The sequence below is a fragment of the Rheinheimera sp. F8 genome, assembly GCF_001518915.1.
The window spans coordinates 4,183,318-4,199,698 of sequence record NZ_CP013656.1 but is presented as its reverse complement, the minus strand read 5'-3'; the positions used below and the strand labels follow the sequence as shown (position 1 = coordinate 4,199,698).

The 16,381-nt window shown below is 52.7% G+C and carries 11 protein-coding genes; 6 read left to right on the top strand and 5 right to left on the bottom strand.

What is annotated here, in order from left to right; translation table 11 throughout:
• Nucleotides 1-88: 88 nt before the first annotated feature.
• From ATY27_RS18610 to ATY27_RS18600, 3 genes are all read right to left on the bottom strand, one after another.
• Nucleotides 89-952 (bottom strand): amino acid ABC transporter, encoded by an 864-nt coding sequence (locus tag ATY27_RS18610; RefSeq protein WP_208932107.1) that lies wholly within the window; start codon nt 950-952, stop codon nt 89-91.
• 157 nt (nt 953-1,109) lie between these two features.
• On the bottom strand, nt 1,110-2,330 hold the full coding sequence (locus tag ATY27_RS18605) for a homoserine O-acetyltransferase (RefSeq protein WP_208932106.1): 1,221 nt from the start codon (nt 2,328-2,330) through the stop codon (nt 1,110-1,112).
• 15 nt (nt 2,331-2,345) lie between these two features.
• Nucleotides 2,346-3,647 (bottom strand): GntP family permease, encoded by a 1,302-nt coding sequence (locus ATY27_RS18600; RefSeq protein ID WP_208932105.1) that lies wholly within the window; start codon nt 3,645-3,647, stop codon nt 2,346-2,348.
• 271 nt (nt 3,648-3,918) lie between these two features.
• On the opposite strand from ATY27_RS18600, the gene ATY27_RS18595 reads away from it, so the two are divergent.
• The 6 genes from ATY27_RS18595 (at nt 3,919) to ATY27_RS18570 (ending at nt 11,831) form a co-directional block, all read left to right on the top strand.
• Nucleotides 3,919-6,156, top strand: a complete 2,238-nt coding sequence (locus tag ATY27_RS18595) for a TonB-dependent receptor (RefSeq protein WP_208932104.1) — start codon at nt 3,919-3,921, stop codon at nt 6,154-6,156.
• A 518-nt stretch (nt 6,157-6,674) separates the two neighbouring features.
• Nucleotides 6,675-7,250: a hypothetical protein gene (locus ATY27_RS18590; protein WP_208932103.1), complete on the top strand. Its 576-nt coding sequence runs from the start codon at nt 6,675-6,677 to the stop codon at nt 7,248-7,250.
• 522 nt (nt 7,251-7,772) lie between these two features.
• The gene (locus ATY27_RS18585) at nt 7,773-8,420 is read left to right on the top strand and encodes a response regulator transcription factor (RefSeq protein ID WP_208932102.1); all 648 of its coding nucleotides are present in this window, start codon (nt 7,773-7,775) and stop codon (nt 8,418-8,420) included.
• A 40-nt stretch (nt 8,421-8,460) separates the two neighbouring features.
• Nucleotides 8,461-9,039: a DUF3617 family protein gene (locus ATY27_RS18580; RefSeq protein ID WP_208932101.1), complete on the top strand. Its 579-nt coding sequence runs from the start codon at nt 8,461-8,463 to the stop codon at nt 9,037-9,039.
• A 95-nt stretch (nt 9,040-9,134) separates the two neighbouring features.
• On the top strand, nt 9,135-10,361 hold the full coding sequence (locus ATY27_RS18575) for a WD40 repeat domain-containing protein (protein ID WP_244151367.1): 1,227 nt from the start codon (nt 9,135-9,137) through the stop codon (nt 10,359-10,361).
• Nucleotides 10,362-11,831, top strand: a complete 1,470-nt coding sequence (locus ATY27_RS18570; protein ID WP_244151366.1) for a diguanylate cyclase — start codon at nt 10,362-10,364, stop codon at nt 11,829-11,831.
• An 11-nt stretch (nt 11,832-11,842) separates the two neighbouring features.
• Here ATY27_RS18570 and ATY27_RS18565 read toward each other — a convergent pair whose 3' ends face one another.
• Both ATY27_RS18565 and ATY27_RS18560 read right to left on the bottom strand, forming a co-directional pair.
• Nucleotides 11,843-15,373: a PAS domain-containing hybrid sensor histidine kinase/response regulator gene (locus ATY27_RS18565; RefSeq protein ID WP_244151365.1), complete on the bottom strand. Its 3,531-nt coding sequence runs from the start codon at nt 15,371-15,373 to the stop codon at nt 11,843-11,845.
• A gap of 77 nt (nt 15,374-15,450) precedes the next feature.
• Nucleotides 15,451-16,203, bottom strand: coding sequence for a 3-hydroxybutyrate dehydrogenase (locus ATY27_RS18560; RefSeq protein WP_208932099.1), 753 nt, complete (start codon nt 16,201-16,203; stop codon nt 15,451-15,453).
• Nucleotides 16,204-16,381 lie beyond the last annotated feature (178 nt).

The following is a 16,381-nucleotide window of genomic DNA, read 5'->3' as shown; positions in this document are numbered from 1 at the left end:
ACATCAATGAGGCTAGCATAGGGCAAGCAACGCTATGCAGGCAACAAAAGCGGACAGTCTGCGCTATCAGCCTGACCAACGACGTTTGTTATTGCACCGGTGGGGGCACGGCAGCGGGCGTGACCGGCGCTGGTTGCAGATAGGACCAGGACAGATAACGACGGTAAATGGCGGAGCCTTTGTCAGATCCAAGCTGCCGCCACAACGCATCGGCACTGGCCTGATGTTGCTGATAAAACTGGTGACTGAACAGCAGATAACCGACATTGACATGTAATGCCGGCTGCATCACTACCAGACCGCGATCAATGATGTTCGGTGACACCACAGACTGTCCGGCGATCTGACATAAAGTGGTGACGGCATGCACCCGGCCGGCCTGCAGCAGTTCGAGGTCCATCGTGCCGGATAAGGTGTAATGCATCAGTACTTGTTTCGGACCCGGTACAAGCAAAGGGGCATAACCCAGCGGCCGGGCGACCACCAGACTGTCGATACCACTGACCCTTTTACCATCCCAATGCCAGGAACTGCCGCTTTTCTGCACCAGACAAGTGTGATGCTCGCTGAAAGCGCGCTGTGGATCCGGCCGTAAATCCAACATCGGAAAGCGGCCAATGGATTCGCGCTCGGGTCTGTAGCTGGCGACTACAGCATCGGTCTCGCCACTTTCCAGTTTGGCCAGGCAGCGCTTCCAGGGCCGGCGTTCCAGCTGCAGGCTGATACCTGGCAGGCTGGCTACCAGCTGTTGTAAGTGTTCGATAGTAGCGCCGGGATTGTCTTTGGGGATCGTTGCACCGTGGCCGCGGTAGTAGGGTTCCAATGGTTTATCTTCATAACAGAAACGCAGCAGCACTTGATTTTTCGCCGGCACAACGACTTGCGCGGCCTGAAGATTGGCTGTGAACAGTGTGGTCAGTAATAAGCTCAGCAACGCAGAAATTCGCAGCACAGCACTTTATCCAAGACAACCGGACTTGCAGTATCGCACAGATTTCGCACAGAAGAAAAAACCGGGCAAAGAGGCATAACTTTGCCACGGTTGGCCCAAACAGCGCGTCTGATTCAGGTTGCGCCGGGGCAGGCAGGACAAGGAAGAAAAGGGGTAATCACAGCGGTTGTTGTAAAAATGCTTTCAGTTCAGGCGCGACTGCCTGGATATTGAATAAACCGTCTAAATGACCATTCTTACCAGGAATAAGCGACAGCTGGTTCGTTGTGTTGCGGCTGCCATCCGCGCTCAGCGCTTGCTGGCTTTGCTGCGCCATCTGCGGCGTCAGCAATAAATCACCGGCGGCGGGCAGCCACAACACCGGTGCTTTGATGTTTTGGATGGCTTGTTGCCAGTTATCGCCCATGCCGGCGCGCCATAATTGCGAGGCGCGCACCAGATACAGCAAATGATTAGCGTCCTGCAGCGCCGCGCGTTGTGTGGCGACCGCGAGCAACTGGTCCAATGCGCTGAAACTGGCGCGGATATCCTGATGAGCGGCTTTATCTGCGCGTAAATCCGGATATTTCTGGTTAAAGCCGGCTGGATTTAACGCATCTAACGTGATCCAGGCCAGCGCCATGGCAAGCCCTGCAGTTGGTTGCTGCGGTTTGTCGTAATAATCGCCTTGTTGCCAGTGCGGATCGGTTTTGATTGGATAAGCCCAGCGTTCTAACTTGATGGCGCTGTAGGCGTCCATATAAGCAGTGCCGATCACCGGTACCAGCCGCTGCACCCGCTCAGGATAACGCTGCGCCCATTCTATCGCCTGAAAAGACCCCATCGAGGCACCGACCACTGCATGCAGTTTGTGAATGCCAAGGCTGTCCAATACCGCTTTTTGTACTTCAACAAAATCGGTGATGGTGACCACCGGAAAGTTCAGGCCATAACGTTTACCAGTCGCTGGATTAATGCTGGCGGGGCCTGTCGTGATCACGTGGGGATCTTTGACATTAACATTGGCCAGCGTATCAACGCTAAGAACATAAAATTGATTGGTATCAATGGCTTTGCCAGGGCCGATAATGGCATCCCAATAACCGGGGGCGGCGTCTGTCGCCTGATAACGGCCGGCCGCATGCGAAGTGCCGGAAAAAAAATGCGTAATTAAAATCACGTTCGATTTGTCGGCGTTGAGCTTGCCGTAGGCTTCCCAACCGACCTGCACCTGTTTTAATTCAACGCCATTTTGGGTAGTAAAATTTGCCAGTTCAAAGCGTTGTTTTTGCACCAGCGGAAGCTCTGCGGCCTGACTGTACAGAGCGCAGAGCAGGCTGAGTGCCAAGCTCAGTACCAAACTCAGTAAAAGAGCGCCGGATTTTATTAGATTTCGCATGCGAAACTATCCTGTTTAAAACCACTGAAATAATAAAATCGCGAGGCCAGTGCCAAGTGCCGGCACGACTACTGTGACCGCCGCCACCGGCCAATAGGCCTGTTGATGGGTTTCGCCACAAATCGCCCGAATCGTCGTCACCACATAACCGTTATGCGGCAAGGAATCCAAAGCGCCGGAGGAAATGGCGACAACACGGTGCAACTCTTCAGCGTCGACGCCACGGTCCAGATAAACTGGTGCCAGTTCTGGCAGCGCAATGGCCTGGCCACCAGAGGCTGAGCCGGTGAGGCCAGCAATCGCACTGACGGCCACCGCTGCGCCTAACAGTTCTGGCCCTGGCAGATGTGTCATGGTCTGGACAATCTCAGTAAAAGCCGGTGTTAGTTTGGCGACGGCACCAAAACCAACGACTGCGGCAGTGTTGCCAATCGCCAGTAAAGATCCCATCACACCTTCGTTCAATGCTTTATCGAGGCTTTGAATAAAACGCCGGTTCAACAAATACAATGCCAGCACACCGCCACTTAAGGCCACAATCAGTGCGGCTTGTTGCAGGCTGTGATGCAGCCAGTTCGACAAGCCCAGCACCACCAGCAGCGGGATCAGCCCCATCATTGGATGCGGCAGGGCGCGGTCGGTCAGTTGCGGGTCGCTGTCGCGGCCGATAAAGACTTCACCTTGCGCCACGGCACTTTTAATCATTTTGCTTAACCAGGCATACCCAAAAGCCGCCATAAAAATCGCCACGACAATACTGACTTCCCAGCCGGCATAAGGCGAGGTGTGCAGGTATTGAATCGGGATCCAGTTCTGAATTTCCGGCGAGCCGGCTGAGGTCATCGTAAAGGTGACAGAGCCTAAACCCAGTGCAGCCGGAATAAAACGGCGTGGTAAGTTGGCATCTTTAAACAAACTGACGGCCATCGGATAGGCGGAAAACGCCACGACAAACACCGACACACCGCCGTAGGTCAGCACGGCACAGGCCAGCACGACGGCTGCGACTGCATGCGCCCGGCCCAGTTTTTTCACGATCCACAGGGCGACGGCATCAGCGGCGCCGCTGTGCTCCATCAGTTTGCCGAACAGCGAACCTAACAAAAACATCAGAAACCAGGCCGCGACAAAACCGGAAAAACCGTTCATGTAGGCGTGGATAAAATCGGCGTTGCCAGTCGTTTGCCAAAACGGAATGCCATTGGTGACAGCGACAAACAACGCGCACAAAGGCGCCAGAATAAACAGGTTCAGCCCCCGCATCGTCAGCCAGATTAGCAGGCAGAGGCCAAGCAACAAGCCGGTTAAACTCAGCATAAAAATGGTCCTTGCTTCGGTTTTTTCTGAGTCTGAGCCATCAGGGCAGGTATCTCTATAGTACTAAGGTACAGATTAACATTTCATCAGTTCAGCCTAAAGTAACGCTATCAGTCTGAGCGTGCCGTCACTGATTTACCCGTGCCCCGATTTTTATGACAGCGGCAACCAAGCGGGTTAGTATCAGAGCCGACCGTTCGGGGGACATATAACAAGTAACTGAAATACATCAGAAAGATAAGTGATAGCCGAGATCAGCAGGAGATGCCCGATGGCCCAGAATAATTATAAATTGCACCGTACCACTCACACTTCGTTTAAACCTGCGTTGCTGGCACTGACTATCAGCGCCGTGCTGGCGGGCCCCGTTTATGCGGCTGAGCAAAGCGCTGAACCTGCGGCGAAAAAAGAAGAGGCGGCACTGGAAGTGATCCAGGTCACTGCACGTCGCACCGCCGAAAATCTGCAATCGGTGCCAGTGGCGGTGACGTCGATTGGCGCGGAAGACTTAAAGCAAAAAGGTATCGAAAACCTGACGGCTATCCAGCAACAATCACCAAATACCACGTTGCAGGTGTCGCGTGGCACCAATAGTACGTTAACGGCATACATTCGCGGTATTGGTCAGCAAGACCCGCTGTGGGGCTTTGAACCGGGCGTCGGCATTTATATCGATGACGTGTACATGGCGCGGCCACAAGGCGCGGCGATGGATATCTATGATGTCGAACGCATCGAAGTATTACGTGGCCCGCAAGGCACTTTATACGGTCGTAACACTATTGGTGGCGCGGTCAAATATGTCACTAAGCCACTGAGCGGTGAAGACGAATTTGCCATTCGCGGCACTGTCGGCAGCTACCATCAACGTGATTTAAAACTGTCGGGGCAAAAAGCCATTACTGATAAGTTTTCTGTTGGCGCTGCCGGGGCATTTTATGACCGCGACGGTTTTGGTAAATACCTCAATACCGGCGCAGAAAACTACAACAAAGACATCATCACCGGCCGTTTCAGCGCACAGTATCAAGCCCTGGACAATTTGCGTTTCAACTTCGCCTACGACAAAACCAAAGATGATTCGAATTCAAAAGGCGGCCACCGTTTAACGCCTAGTTTGCTGACTAAAGAAACTCCGCCGTCAAATGTGTATGACTCCAACACCAGCATGCCAGCCACCAACATGGTGCGTACTGAAGGTCACTCGCTGACGATGGCGTGGGATATCAATGCCGACTGGACGATGAAAGCCATCACGGCCAAACGTGAAGGCGTCACCGACACCAATATCGACTTTGATGCCACCAAACTGCCGTCGCTGGACGTACCGGCTTTTTATGAAGATGAACAAACCTCACACGAGCTGCAGTTCCTGTATAACAGCGGCCCGCTGAAGTTTGCGTCAGGCCTGTATTCATTTGAAGGCGATGCCTGTGGTGCTTTTGGCACTGTGCTGGTGTCTGGCCTTGGTGTGACCATTGAAAACGGTGGTTGTGTGCAAACTGACTCTTTCGCCGGTTATGCACAGGGGACTTATCAGGTCAATGATCAGTGGTCGTTCACTTTGGGCGGTCGTTACACCGAAGATGACAAAGACGCCAACGTCTATCGTTATGTTTATCTCGGTTACAAACTGCCACGTATTAGTGCGACCAAAATCGGCACTCAATCTGATTTTAAAGGCAGCGAAAACTTCAGCCATTTCTCGCCACGCGTGGGCTTTGAATATCAGGCCGATGACAACATGATGGTGTACGGCTCTTATACCGACGGCTTTAAATCCGGTGGTTTTGATATGCGCGGCAACCAGTCAGTCAACCCGAATGCCGGCGACCCGTACCAGCCAGAAACGGTTGATACCTATGAACTGGGTGTGAAAAGCGAATGGCTGGACCGTCGCCTGCGCTTAAATGCCGCAGTATTTACCTCGGCTTATGATGATATGCAGGTGACAGTACAACGCGCCGTCAATAACACGGTAGCGTCCCAAGTACTGAACGCGGCCAGTGCCGATATTAACGGCATCGAACTGGAAGCGACTGCAGTTGCCTCCGATGCACTGCAATTTAATCTGATTGTCGGTTATACCGACGCCAAGTTTAACGAAGTGCTGTTTTATGATGCCGTGACTAAAACTACGTCAGACGTATCTGGTTTGTGGTCTTTTGCCAACACGCCGGAACTGACTGCCACCTTAGGCGGCAAATACACAGTGGCAATGTACGGCGGCGAACTGGTGCTGAATGCCAACCTGTCACACCGCAGCGAAACACAGATCTTTGAACTGCCATCGATGCTGGACTACGGCGGTTACACGCTGTTTAACGCCGGTGCCACCTGGTATTCCGCCGATGGTCACTGGGATGTGTCACTGCAGGGCCGTAACTTAGGCGATAAGATCACCCGCATCGCCGGTTACAACTTCCCGCTGCTGGCGGCCGAGCAAACCATCACCGCGTACTACGGTGACCCAAGAACTGTGAGTTTGTCGCTGGGCTACCGGTTCTGATCACACAGCAACTGAAGCATTCGCGGTGTTTTAATTGAAGCAAAGCCTTGTTGAAAAACAGGGCTTTTTTATTGCCAGTGACGTGTTTCAGCCCGGCAGCAAAAACGCTATGTGCTGGTGGTGAAGCCATGGGCACGCGTCGTTGAGACCATGAGGTCACTGAACCTTTGTTTGAAAACGGCTTTGCACAGCTGGTAAGAATTCCCGACAGGGCCGGATATGCTTTTTATATGTTAACAGAATGGCTTTATTGTTATGCTGTTTTCAGACTTGGATTGAGTGTGCGTCGGCTGGACAAACAGTTCCATCAGGCGCAGTAAGGCATTACTCTGATTGGTAAAGAACTGTCTGTATGCAGCCCTATAAACAAAACTGAAGGTAGTCGTAGCGAAGTTTTTTACAATGCAGGTTAAACGCAAAAAATTGTGGGAAATATAATCCTTGAAATTTAGGGTATGAATGGTGGTAGGGTGAAAATAAAAATATGGATATTGTTGGCTGGTTTACTGAGCCCGGTAATGTCATACGCCCAAGCGGTTTGTGGTGCAGAGATTCAAAATTATCTGAAAAAATTTGAATCTAAAGGTGCTGAAAGGAGTATCTACAGAGCGAAGTTGACTAATCAAATTATAATTCATCGTATTCCAGATTATACGGATGAGCGTTGGACTCCCTTTACTGCTATTCAAATTGTAGATCTGGATGCGGACGGGAATATAGAGATTATCGGACGTTATGACGATCCGAAGTGGCATAGCTATAGGAATAGGCAGGTCATATTAAACTCGATGTCACAAGCAGAGTTGGATGAAATCATTGATTCTGGTGATGTATGGCCCAGCCGGTTTTTTTCGAGTGAGAAGTTTAAAGATGTTCTTTATCTTTATTCAGAAAATAATGCTAGCGAAATAATGCCATATCATGTACTTCATAAAGTGCTTCCAGGATATAAAGTTAACTATAAGGAAGTGTTTTTAATTGATGCGGTGGCCTACTTGTTAGTTGCTCCAAGTCTGGAATACAGAACGGCTGGTAAGTATTTCGTTTTCAAACTCAAGGGAGCTAGCTATTCAGAATACTGTCAGTATAAATGATATTTGTGCTGGTCTTTTTTTTATGGCTTCGTATGTAGGTTTTATGCTGTATAGTTAACTTTTTTAAAGTGAGGTGTGGCTTCTTGAGATATTTCGCATATGCAGCAGTAGCAGCTATATCATATTTGTTATTCAGTGTTGATTTTTTTAATCAGTACTTTCGTGGTGACCAGTTCATATTTTTCATCGTTTTATTTTTTGTTTCGATCGTCTTGTCGGTTTTTGTTGAAATCTCAGCATTGCGTAAAGTAACCGCGCCGTCGCTGAAATTGAATTTTTCGGCTGACAGGGTTAGGGTTTTCGTTATTCAGGTCGTTCTTTTGATTGTTATGTTTACATTAGTTACATGGCTGGTGAATTTTGTAGATTTGATAGACCATATTGTGTATGGCTTGGTTATATATTTTTTTGTCGGTGCTTTATTTGAATCTTGCAGATATTTAAGGGGGCGGTAGTATGCGCGCTTGCATCATTGCACGCCCTACCGCATCATGGTCGTTCTGCTGTCTGGACCTGTGACTTATGATTGCCATTATTGCTGATGATCACCCGTTATTCCGTGTTGCCTTGTCGCAGGCGCTACAGACGATTCTGGGCCTGGATGCCAGCCTGTATCAGGCGCATAGCATGGCGCAGTTGTGGCCTTTGCTGCGCGCACATCCGGATACTCAACTTATTTTGCTCGATTTAAAACTACCGGACGCCGAAGGTTTTGCCGGTCTGACTGCATTGCGTACTGAATATCCGGATATTTCGGTGCTGATGGTGTCGGCGATTGAAGATCCAGCCGTGATTAAACAGGCGCTGAAACTGGGCGCTGCGGCTTATTTACCAAAATCTGCGCCATTGGAAGTGCTGACCGAAGCGGTCGATGCGGTGATGGCCGGCGAGACCTGGTTACCGGCCGATTTACAACAAAGTGTGGCGCAGGCGCAGGATCTGATTGACGCAGAATTCGCTGGCCGGCTCGAGCAGCTGACGCCGCAACAATTTCGTGTGCTGAAAATGATTGCCGATGGTCTGTTAAACAAACAAATCGCCTATGAAATGAATGTGCAGGAAACCACCGTCAAGCAGCATGTGTCAGCGATTTTGCGCAAACTCAATGTCAATAACCGCACCCTGGCCGGGATCTTATTTGAAAAACTGAAACTTCCGGATACCCTGTAGCCTCTAACTGCCAGTCTTCAGCATCCCGGGAGAGCGCCGCATGCGCCGTTTCACTTTATTTATCCTTTCTTGTTCCACCTTGTTCAACACTTTTCACAGCCACGCCACGCAGTTGCAGCCGCAAACCGGGCACTGGCGCAGTCAGCATCAGGTGCTGGTCAATGGCGAAGATATTCTCAAGCAAATGCAGGCGTTACAGTCACAGGTGCTGGCGGCAGTACCGGAAGAACAACGGGCTTTAGTCGCCGGTATGATGCCAAAAAAAGACTTAAGTACTGCGCAGGAATGCCTGACCGCCGCTGAAGTCGCCTTATTAAAAACCCCGGAGCAATGGCTGAGCCGGGCAAAAAAAGACTTACCCCGCTGCCAGCTGCAACTGACCGGCAGCACTGCCAATACAGTGTCGGTCAAAGGCCAGTGTCAGGATCAAGGCGGTTACACCGGATCGCTGCAAGGCACAGTCACGTTAAAAACGTCGCAATGGATGCAGATGAATATGCAGGGCACCGGTCGTTATAAGATGCCGCTGCCGGGTCAGGCGCAAAATGGTGATGTGCAATTTAAACTGAGCAGTGAATCGCGCTGGCAAAGTGCTCATTGCCCGGCCGGGATGCGTTAATCCGGTTCTGCCGATGGATTTGCTGTTAGCAGAATGTTGCTGTCCGTCGACCTTTGTTGCATGCTGGGCACGGTATTTTTGCTCAACAGGATGACATGATGACAAGCACCACCTCCACCAATGGCCAGCCGAGCTGGCAACAGACACCACAAACCGGTTTACAGGTTAATTCAGTCGCCGTCAGTCCGGATGGGCAACTGACGGTCGGCGGTACCTCCAGTGAATTTGGTACTGGTCAGTTTAACTTTTATGGCTATGACGCTACCGGCAGCCAGCTCTGGTCGGTGCCGGTTACAGCCGCCAATGTGACGCAAGGCATTTTCTGGGTTGCGGTCAGCGACGATAAACGCTTTGCTGCTTGTGGTGGTGAAACCAGCAAAACCTGTGGCTTCCTTTGTATCCTCGATGCCAACACTGGCAGCATTTTGTTTCAGGACAACAATTTACCGGCGCGGGTCAATCAACTGATATTTAGCAGCGACGGCACTTTATTGCTGGCGGATTTCCAGCACGAATTACGTTTGTACCACTATGCCACCGGCAGTACTGTGGCGCCGGTCTGGTCTCTCAGCGACAGCATGGCTTTGCCGGCTGATTTTTCCAGCTACAGCGCGGTGCTGGCGCCAAATGGCAGCCGGGTCTGGGTCGGGGCGATTAATTACAACGTCAAGCCGGTGTATACCGGTCTGGTGCAGCAGATTGTGCTGGATAACGGCAAATTTGGCGCGGCGACCAGCTATCAGCAAGCACAGGGCGTGATGCGGGTGGTTACGACCACCGACGGGGCTTATGCCGCCGCCGCGTTACACGATGGCAGTTGTGCCTTTTTTCAGGCGGTGCAGCCCAGCACGGCCTTTGTCTACAAACCAGATTTGACCGGACTGAATATCGCTTATGCCATTGCGATCACCCAGACGCCGACCCTGCAGTTGGTGATAGTCGTTGGCGCTAATCAGGGGCAAGCCGGCGTGTTATATCGGGTCGATGCAGAGCAAACCGCGTCGGAGATCGCCAACTATCCGGTGTGGGGGCCTGTGCTGCGCTGGAGTAAACCAGTGCAATATGCGGTCAATCCCGGCGTGACGTTAGATCTGGCGGCAACGCGGGTCAGTGCCACCGACGGTAAGCCGGATGAAAGCAGTGGCGGCAGCAATCAAAACGAATCGCCGGGCAACTTTTATCTGTTCGATGCTTGTTCTGGTCAGCAGCTGTGGCAATATGGCACCAAGCTGATGAACTGGCCCATGACGCTGACGCCCGACGGTAACACCGCGGTCGGTGGTAGTGATGATGGCAGTATTTATTACTGGAAGTTGTCGTAAGTGAAATCCGAAAGTCTGCACCGCGCAACGTTGTTTGATCGCCGGCTCTGGCAGGAGAGGCTGCAGCAATCCTGGTTGCTGCGCAACGTGGCATTGTTATGCCTTTGGCTGCTGGTGTTTGAGATCGGCTGGCTGGTGGAATATACCCATCATGCCAGTGTTTGGTATCCGGTTGCGGGTCTGACTTTCGCGTCTTTGTTATTACTTGGTTTTTCCATCTTGCCGGCCTTATTGACTGGCTGCGTACTGATCACTTTTTACACCGCCCGTCATTACCAAATCTCACTTGATGAACTGCAGTTGCTTAAAGCCGGGCTGTTGTTTGGTCTGGCGCATATTCTGCCGTATGCCGTCGGCGCTATTGTGCTGCGCACGCTGGCAAAACAAGGTGCGCGCGATATCAGCCGCATCATCGTGCAGTTTTTAGTGATCGCAGCGGTCAGTTCGTTTTGCGCCACCTGGCTGGTGATCCCAACGCTGGTGGTGACGGACATGATGGCCGAAGCGGAAGTCGCGGCGACCTGGCTGCCGTTCTGGATTGGCGATATGGCCGGCGTGATGGTGCTGGCGCCGTTTTTTGTCGGTTTGTTAAGCCGCGTGATGCCAAGTGCTTTGTTCCGGCTGACGGATTTGGCCGGGCTCAAACAACAGCAGTTCAGCTCAAAGTATCTGATGAAACTGTTGCTGAATGCGCTGTTACTGACTTTTTGTATGCTGTTGGCCAAGGTCACCGACTCGCCCAACAGCGCTTTTGCCATTTTCTTCCTGGTGATCCCGCATATGTGGATCGCCTGTTCTGAATCAGCGTTGCTGAATGTCAGCAGTGTAGCTTTGTCGAGTTTCCTGATCGCGTTCTGGGTGCATCTGTTTGGCTTGATGGACTATGTAATGGTCTATCAATTTGCCATTAATGTCATTGCGGCTAATACCTTATTTGGTTTGGCGATCCCAACTTTGTTGGCGGATAACCTGCAGCTGCGCAAAGTCGCATTCACCGACAGCCTGACGCAGGTGGCGTCGCGTGATCGGCTGGAACAGCGCGCGGCACTGGAAATTATCCGCAGTCAGCAGGATCACAAGCCGCTGTCGTTGCTGGTGTTTGATATCGATTATTTTAAGCGAATTAACGATGAGTTTGGTCACCATGTTGGTGATCAGGCGCTGCAGCAACTGGCACGGCTGGCACAACAGTCGCTGCGGCCAGCTGATTTGCTTGGCCGCTTTGGCGGCGATGAGTTTGTCGTGTTATTGCCACACACTGAAATCGCCGCGGCACTGCATATCGCTGAGCGGATCATTGAGCAGTTACAACAGGTGTATATCGCTGATGTGCATCAGCTGACCGCCAGTTTTGGCGTGGCGCAGCTGCGCACCGACGAAGACTACGAACAACTGTTCCGGCGGGCTGACCGCGCCTTGTATCAGGCCAAACTGGCCGGCCGCAACCGCGCTTGTCTGGCGGCGGATTAAAGCAGTATTTATCAACGCAGCAGGCGTTGTAGCAGCCGTTTCAGATTGGCCGGTTTTAACGGTTTCAGCATAAAGTGGAAGCCGTTATTCAGTGCGTGATCACGCGTTTGTTGCTGCTGGTCGGCCGAATGGATCAACACCGGCACCTGCAGTGCATAATGCTGCTGCAGCTGCATCGCCACTTCGACACCGGTCGCGCCCTGGTCCAGATGATAATCAAACAACAATAAATCGACCTGATGGCCGGCACTGAGCCAATGCAGCGCCTGTGCCGGCTGCTGTGCGACTAACACCTGACAATCCCAGCTTCTGAGTAGTGCCGCCACCGCGCCGGATAACTGCGGGTCGTTATCGAGCAATAAAATCGTTTTGCCGCTGAAACTGACTTGTTGCTCCCGCGGCGCCAGCACCGGAGCCGCCGTCGCGGCAGCCGTGCACAAAGGCAAAGTGACGGCAAAACAGCTGCCTTTACCCGGCGCTGATCGCAGCGTCAGCGGGTGCTGCAGCAAATCACTGATGCGCTGGCTGATGGCGAGGCCAATACCTAAACCCTGATTGTCCGCCTGTTTGCCTTGCTGAAACTCCAAAAAGATCCGTTGCTGTTCATCCGGGCGGATGCCAATGCCGGTATCCCAAACCTCGATGCGTAGTGCTGGTGCTCCCTGCAGCCGGGTGCGCCGGCAGCCCAGCAGAATTTTGCCCTGTGGGGTGTAGCGTAAAGCGTTGGCGACCAGATTCTGCACGACGCGACGCAATAAGCGGCTGTCAGTGTCTACCCAAAGCCGGCTTGGCCGGTAGCGGAACTGGATCGGTTTACCTGCAGATAATAAACCAGCTTCCCGGGCGATTTGATCGAGCAGACTGCCAACACTGGCCGGTGCCTTTTGCGCTTTGATCACGCCGGCATCGAGTTTGGTCAGTTCCAGAATACTGGCCAGCAGTTCTTCGGCGGAATTGAGCGACGCCGCCAGATCCCGGGCTAATTGCTGCACCTGCGCGTCGGTGCTTTTTTCGCGGATTAGGCCACAAAACAAGGCGGCAGCATTAAACGGCTGTAATAAATCGTGGCTGGCGGCGGCAAAAAAACGGTTTTTGCTGGCAGTATGTTCCTCCAGCTGTTGTTTGGCAGTGGCCAGCTGCTGATTCAGCAGTTCCAGTTCTGAGGTGCGGCTCATCACGCGTTGTTCCAGTGTGCTGTTACTGGCTTCCAGTTGTTGCTGCACGGCGATAAAAGAGCTGACATCGCTGTAAGTCGTGACAAAACCACCGCCCGGTAACGGATGACCCTGCATCTCAAATACCCGGCCATCGCGCTGGCGGCGCTGAAAACGATAACTGCTGCCCTGACGCAGGAAATTCAGCCGTTTTTCGATCTCGGCGCTGATTTGCGTCGCATCCGGCATGGCGGCATCGTGAAACCAACCGCGTTCAGCGTTGTAGCGGATCAAATCTGCCACTGGCCGACCGACTTCAATCAAACCAGCGGGATAAGCAAACATCTGCAAATAACGCTGGTTCCAGGCAATCAGCCGCAGGTCAGCGTCCACCACACTGATGCCCATGCTGATATTGTCGATAGTGGCGCGCAGCAGCGCCTGATTAAACAAATACACCTGACTGGCTTCGTCGACGAAGCGGGCCACCGATTCCAGCGGTAACTGGCTGTTTTTGCCGGCGGCATTCAGCAGCAATCGCATCGACGCACCACCGACGACGGCGGCCAGTGTGCGTTCGGCGCTTTGTTGCAGACTTTGCGGTGCCCGTGCTTCCAGTTGTGGTGTGGTGCTTTTAAAGTGGCGTTGTAATAGCAGCCGTGCTTCGCGTTCGCCGGCAAATCGACGCACCAGTAAATAACAATCCTGGACCGTCAGCGGCGGCGACGGCTGCGTGGCTTGCGGTTTGCTCTGGCGGAAAAAACGTGCGCTTTCCAGATATTCAGTCAGCCGGGTCTGACTGAGCTGGCTGACCAGCAACAACATCAGCGTATTGACACTGAGACTGACCACGACACCGAGACTGATCAGGTCAAACTGACCGCCTAATAACGCATTCGGTGCCAGGGCCGACAGGCCAAAAGGGCCCTGACTGAGCCAGTCCCAGCGTAACAGACCGGCGCGGCTGAGTTCGGGCAATAACAGAATATAGGCCCAAAGCGCGGCACCGCTGAGTAAACCAGCCAATGCACCCTGACGGTTCACCCGCCGGCTGCTGAGCCCTAAAATCAGCGCCGGCGCCAGTTGGGCAATCAAAGCAAATGCCATCAGCCCGAGCTGAGCCAGGCCGGTTTCTGTGCCGATCAACAGGTAATACAGATAGCCCAGCGTTAACACACTGAGCATCGACAACCGGCGCAGCGTCACCATCCGGATCCAGGGTTTGCCATCGGCCGGTTTTTGTTGCTGCCGGTAAATCAGCGGTGTCAGCAAGTCGTTGGTGATCATGATGCCCAGCACCACAGTGGCAACGATCACCATACTGGTGGCCGCAGAAAAACCGCCAAGATAGGCCAGCAGCGCCATGTCGGTGCGATTGGCAAATAATGGCAGCTGCAGCACGACTAAATCGATACTGGCATGATGGCCCAACAATAAGGTGCCGGCGAGTGCCACCGGCAGCGTAAACAGACTCATCAGCAGCAGGTAACCCGGGAAGATCCAACGCGCATGCTTCAGATGCCGCAGGTGCTGAATTTCGACAAAACTGACATGGAACTGGCGTGGTAGGCATAACGTGGCGGCAAAACCGAGCAAGACATGGATCCAGTACACCGAAACCGGTGCGCCCTGACTTTGCAGCGTGGCCACCTCGTTGGACAGCGCCGCTTTGGCAAAAATATCGGCAAAGCCATCAAACAAACCAAACACAACAAAACAACCGACTGCCAACAGTGCCAGTAGTTTGACCAGAGACTCAAAGGCGATGGCGGTCATCAGACCCGGATTGGGTTGGTGGGCCTTGGCACTGCGACCAACAAATAACATGGCAAAAACGGCTAACCACAGGCTGACATAGAGGCCGGTGTCCTGATACCAAAGTGTTGCTTTGCCAGTGCCAATCAGTTTATCGGTGCCAACCAAGGCGTTGATACTGGTTGATACCGCCTGTAACTGCAGCGCGATATAAGGGATCACCGCCATTAATACAATCAGCGTGGTGATCACGGCAAGCAAGCGCGAGTGGCCATAACGCGTGGCAATAAAGTCGGCGACTGAGGTAATGCGCAGCCGGCGGCAGACCATGGCAATGCGGCTGATCAGGCCAAAGCCAAACCAGAACAGTAACAACGATCCGATATATGTAGGGGGGATCCACCAGCCATTGACGGCGGCCTGCGCGGTGACGCCATAAAAAGCCCAGCTGGTGCAGTAAATGGCGAGCGCAAAACTGAACACCCAAGGCGCCAATGGATGTTTACCGGTAAAACGCCGGCCCAGGCGACCGACGCTGTATAACACCAATAAATAGAGCAGCGACAGCGCGGCAATGCTGCCAATGCCAATACTGCCCTGACTCAGAATCATCTCAGATGTTACCGGTTCCACCGCGAAGCCTTTGATTGTGCCTGAAGTTCCTGCTGGCGCAAAGCATCCGCCGGCCGTTTACCCTGTAACGATTGGGCTTAACGCGCCGTCCAGCCGCCGTCAAGTACCAGTGTTTGGGCGGTGATATGCCGGGCGGCCGGTGCGGTCAAAAACATTGCTGTGGCGGCAATTTCATCAACACCGATAAAGGCTTTTTGCGGCATCGGCGCCAGCATGATTTTTTCAATCACTTCCGTTTCGCTGAGCTGATGCTCTTTGCACTGCGCGGCAATTTGCGCGTCAACCAATGGCGTGCGCACATAAGCCGGGCAAATGGTGTTAATGGTGAAATCAAAATCGGCATTCTCTAACGCAACGACTTTGCTAAAACCCAACAAGCCATGTTTTGCTGCGACATAAGCGGATTTAAACGGCGACGCGATCAGCGCATGGATAGAACCGACATTAATAATGCGGCCAAAGCCACGACTGCGCATGCCGGGCAGCAGGGCTTTGCTCAGCATCGCCGGGCCAGTCAGCATGACTTGTAAAAGCTGCTGCCATTTGTGTTCCGGAAATTCTTCAAGCCGGGCGACATGCTGAATTCCGGCGTTATTGACCAGAATATCCACAGCACCGGCTGCTGCTGCCGCTTGTTCGATACTTTGTTGTTGCGTTAAATCTAATAACATGGCGGAGGCGATACCGCCGGCTGCGACCAGCTCCGCGGCTTTTTCCTGTGCCAGCGTCAGATTAATATCCGCCAGGATCACTTCATGTCCGTCTGCGGCATAAGCTGAAGCCACCGCAAACCCGATACCACCGCTGCCACCTGTGATGAAAACCCGCATAACTGCCTCTTTTTGCAAAAATTCTGTTCTGAACTTCATCAGATATTCAATCTTCAGGCTAGAAGGTTGTGCACGGCAGGTAAACGGTACTTTAGTGCTATAGCGTGCACAGATGAAAAGCAGCTGGTGAAAATAACAACACCAATGCAGTTAACTGCAGCCGGCGATGGCGGCACAA

Coding starts and splice junctions, on each gene's coding strand:
- ATY27_RS18590 (WP_208932103.1), top strand. CDS start 6,675: ATGTCATACGCCCAAGCGGTTTGTGGTGCAGAGATTCAAAATTATCTG.
- ATY27_RS18585 (WP_208932102.1), top strand. CDS start 7,773: ATGATTGCCATTATTGCTGATGATCACCCGTTATTCCGTGTTGCCTTG.
- ATY27_RS18575 (WP_244151367.1), top strand. CDS start 9,135: ATGATGACAAGCACCACCTCCACCAATGGCCAGCCGAGCTGGCAACAG.
- ATY27_RS18605 (WP_208932106.1), bottom strand. CDS start 2,330: ATGCGAAATCTAATAAAATCCGGCGCTCTTTTACTGAGTTTGGTACTG.
- ATY27_RS18595 (WP_208932104.1), top strand. CDS start 3,919: ATGGCCCAGAATAATTATAAATTGCACCGTACCACTCACACTTCGTTT.
- ATY27_RS18580 (WP_208932101.1), top strand. CDS start 8,461: ATGCGCCGTTTCACTTTATTTATCCTTTCTTGTTCCACCTTGTTCAAC.
- ATY27_RS18600 (WP_208932105.1), bottom strand. CDS start 3,647: ATGCTGAGTTTAACCGGCTTGTTGCTTGGCCTCTGCCTGCTAATCTGG.
- ATY27_RS18560 (WP_208932099.1), bottom strand. CDS start 16,203: ATGCGGGTTTTCATCACAGGTGGCAGCGGTGGTATCGGGTTTGCGGTG.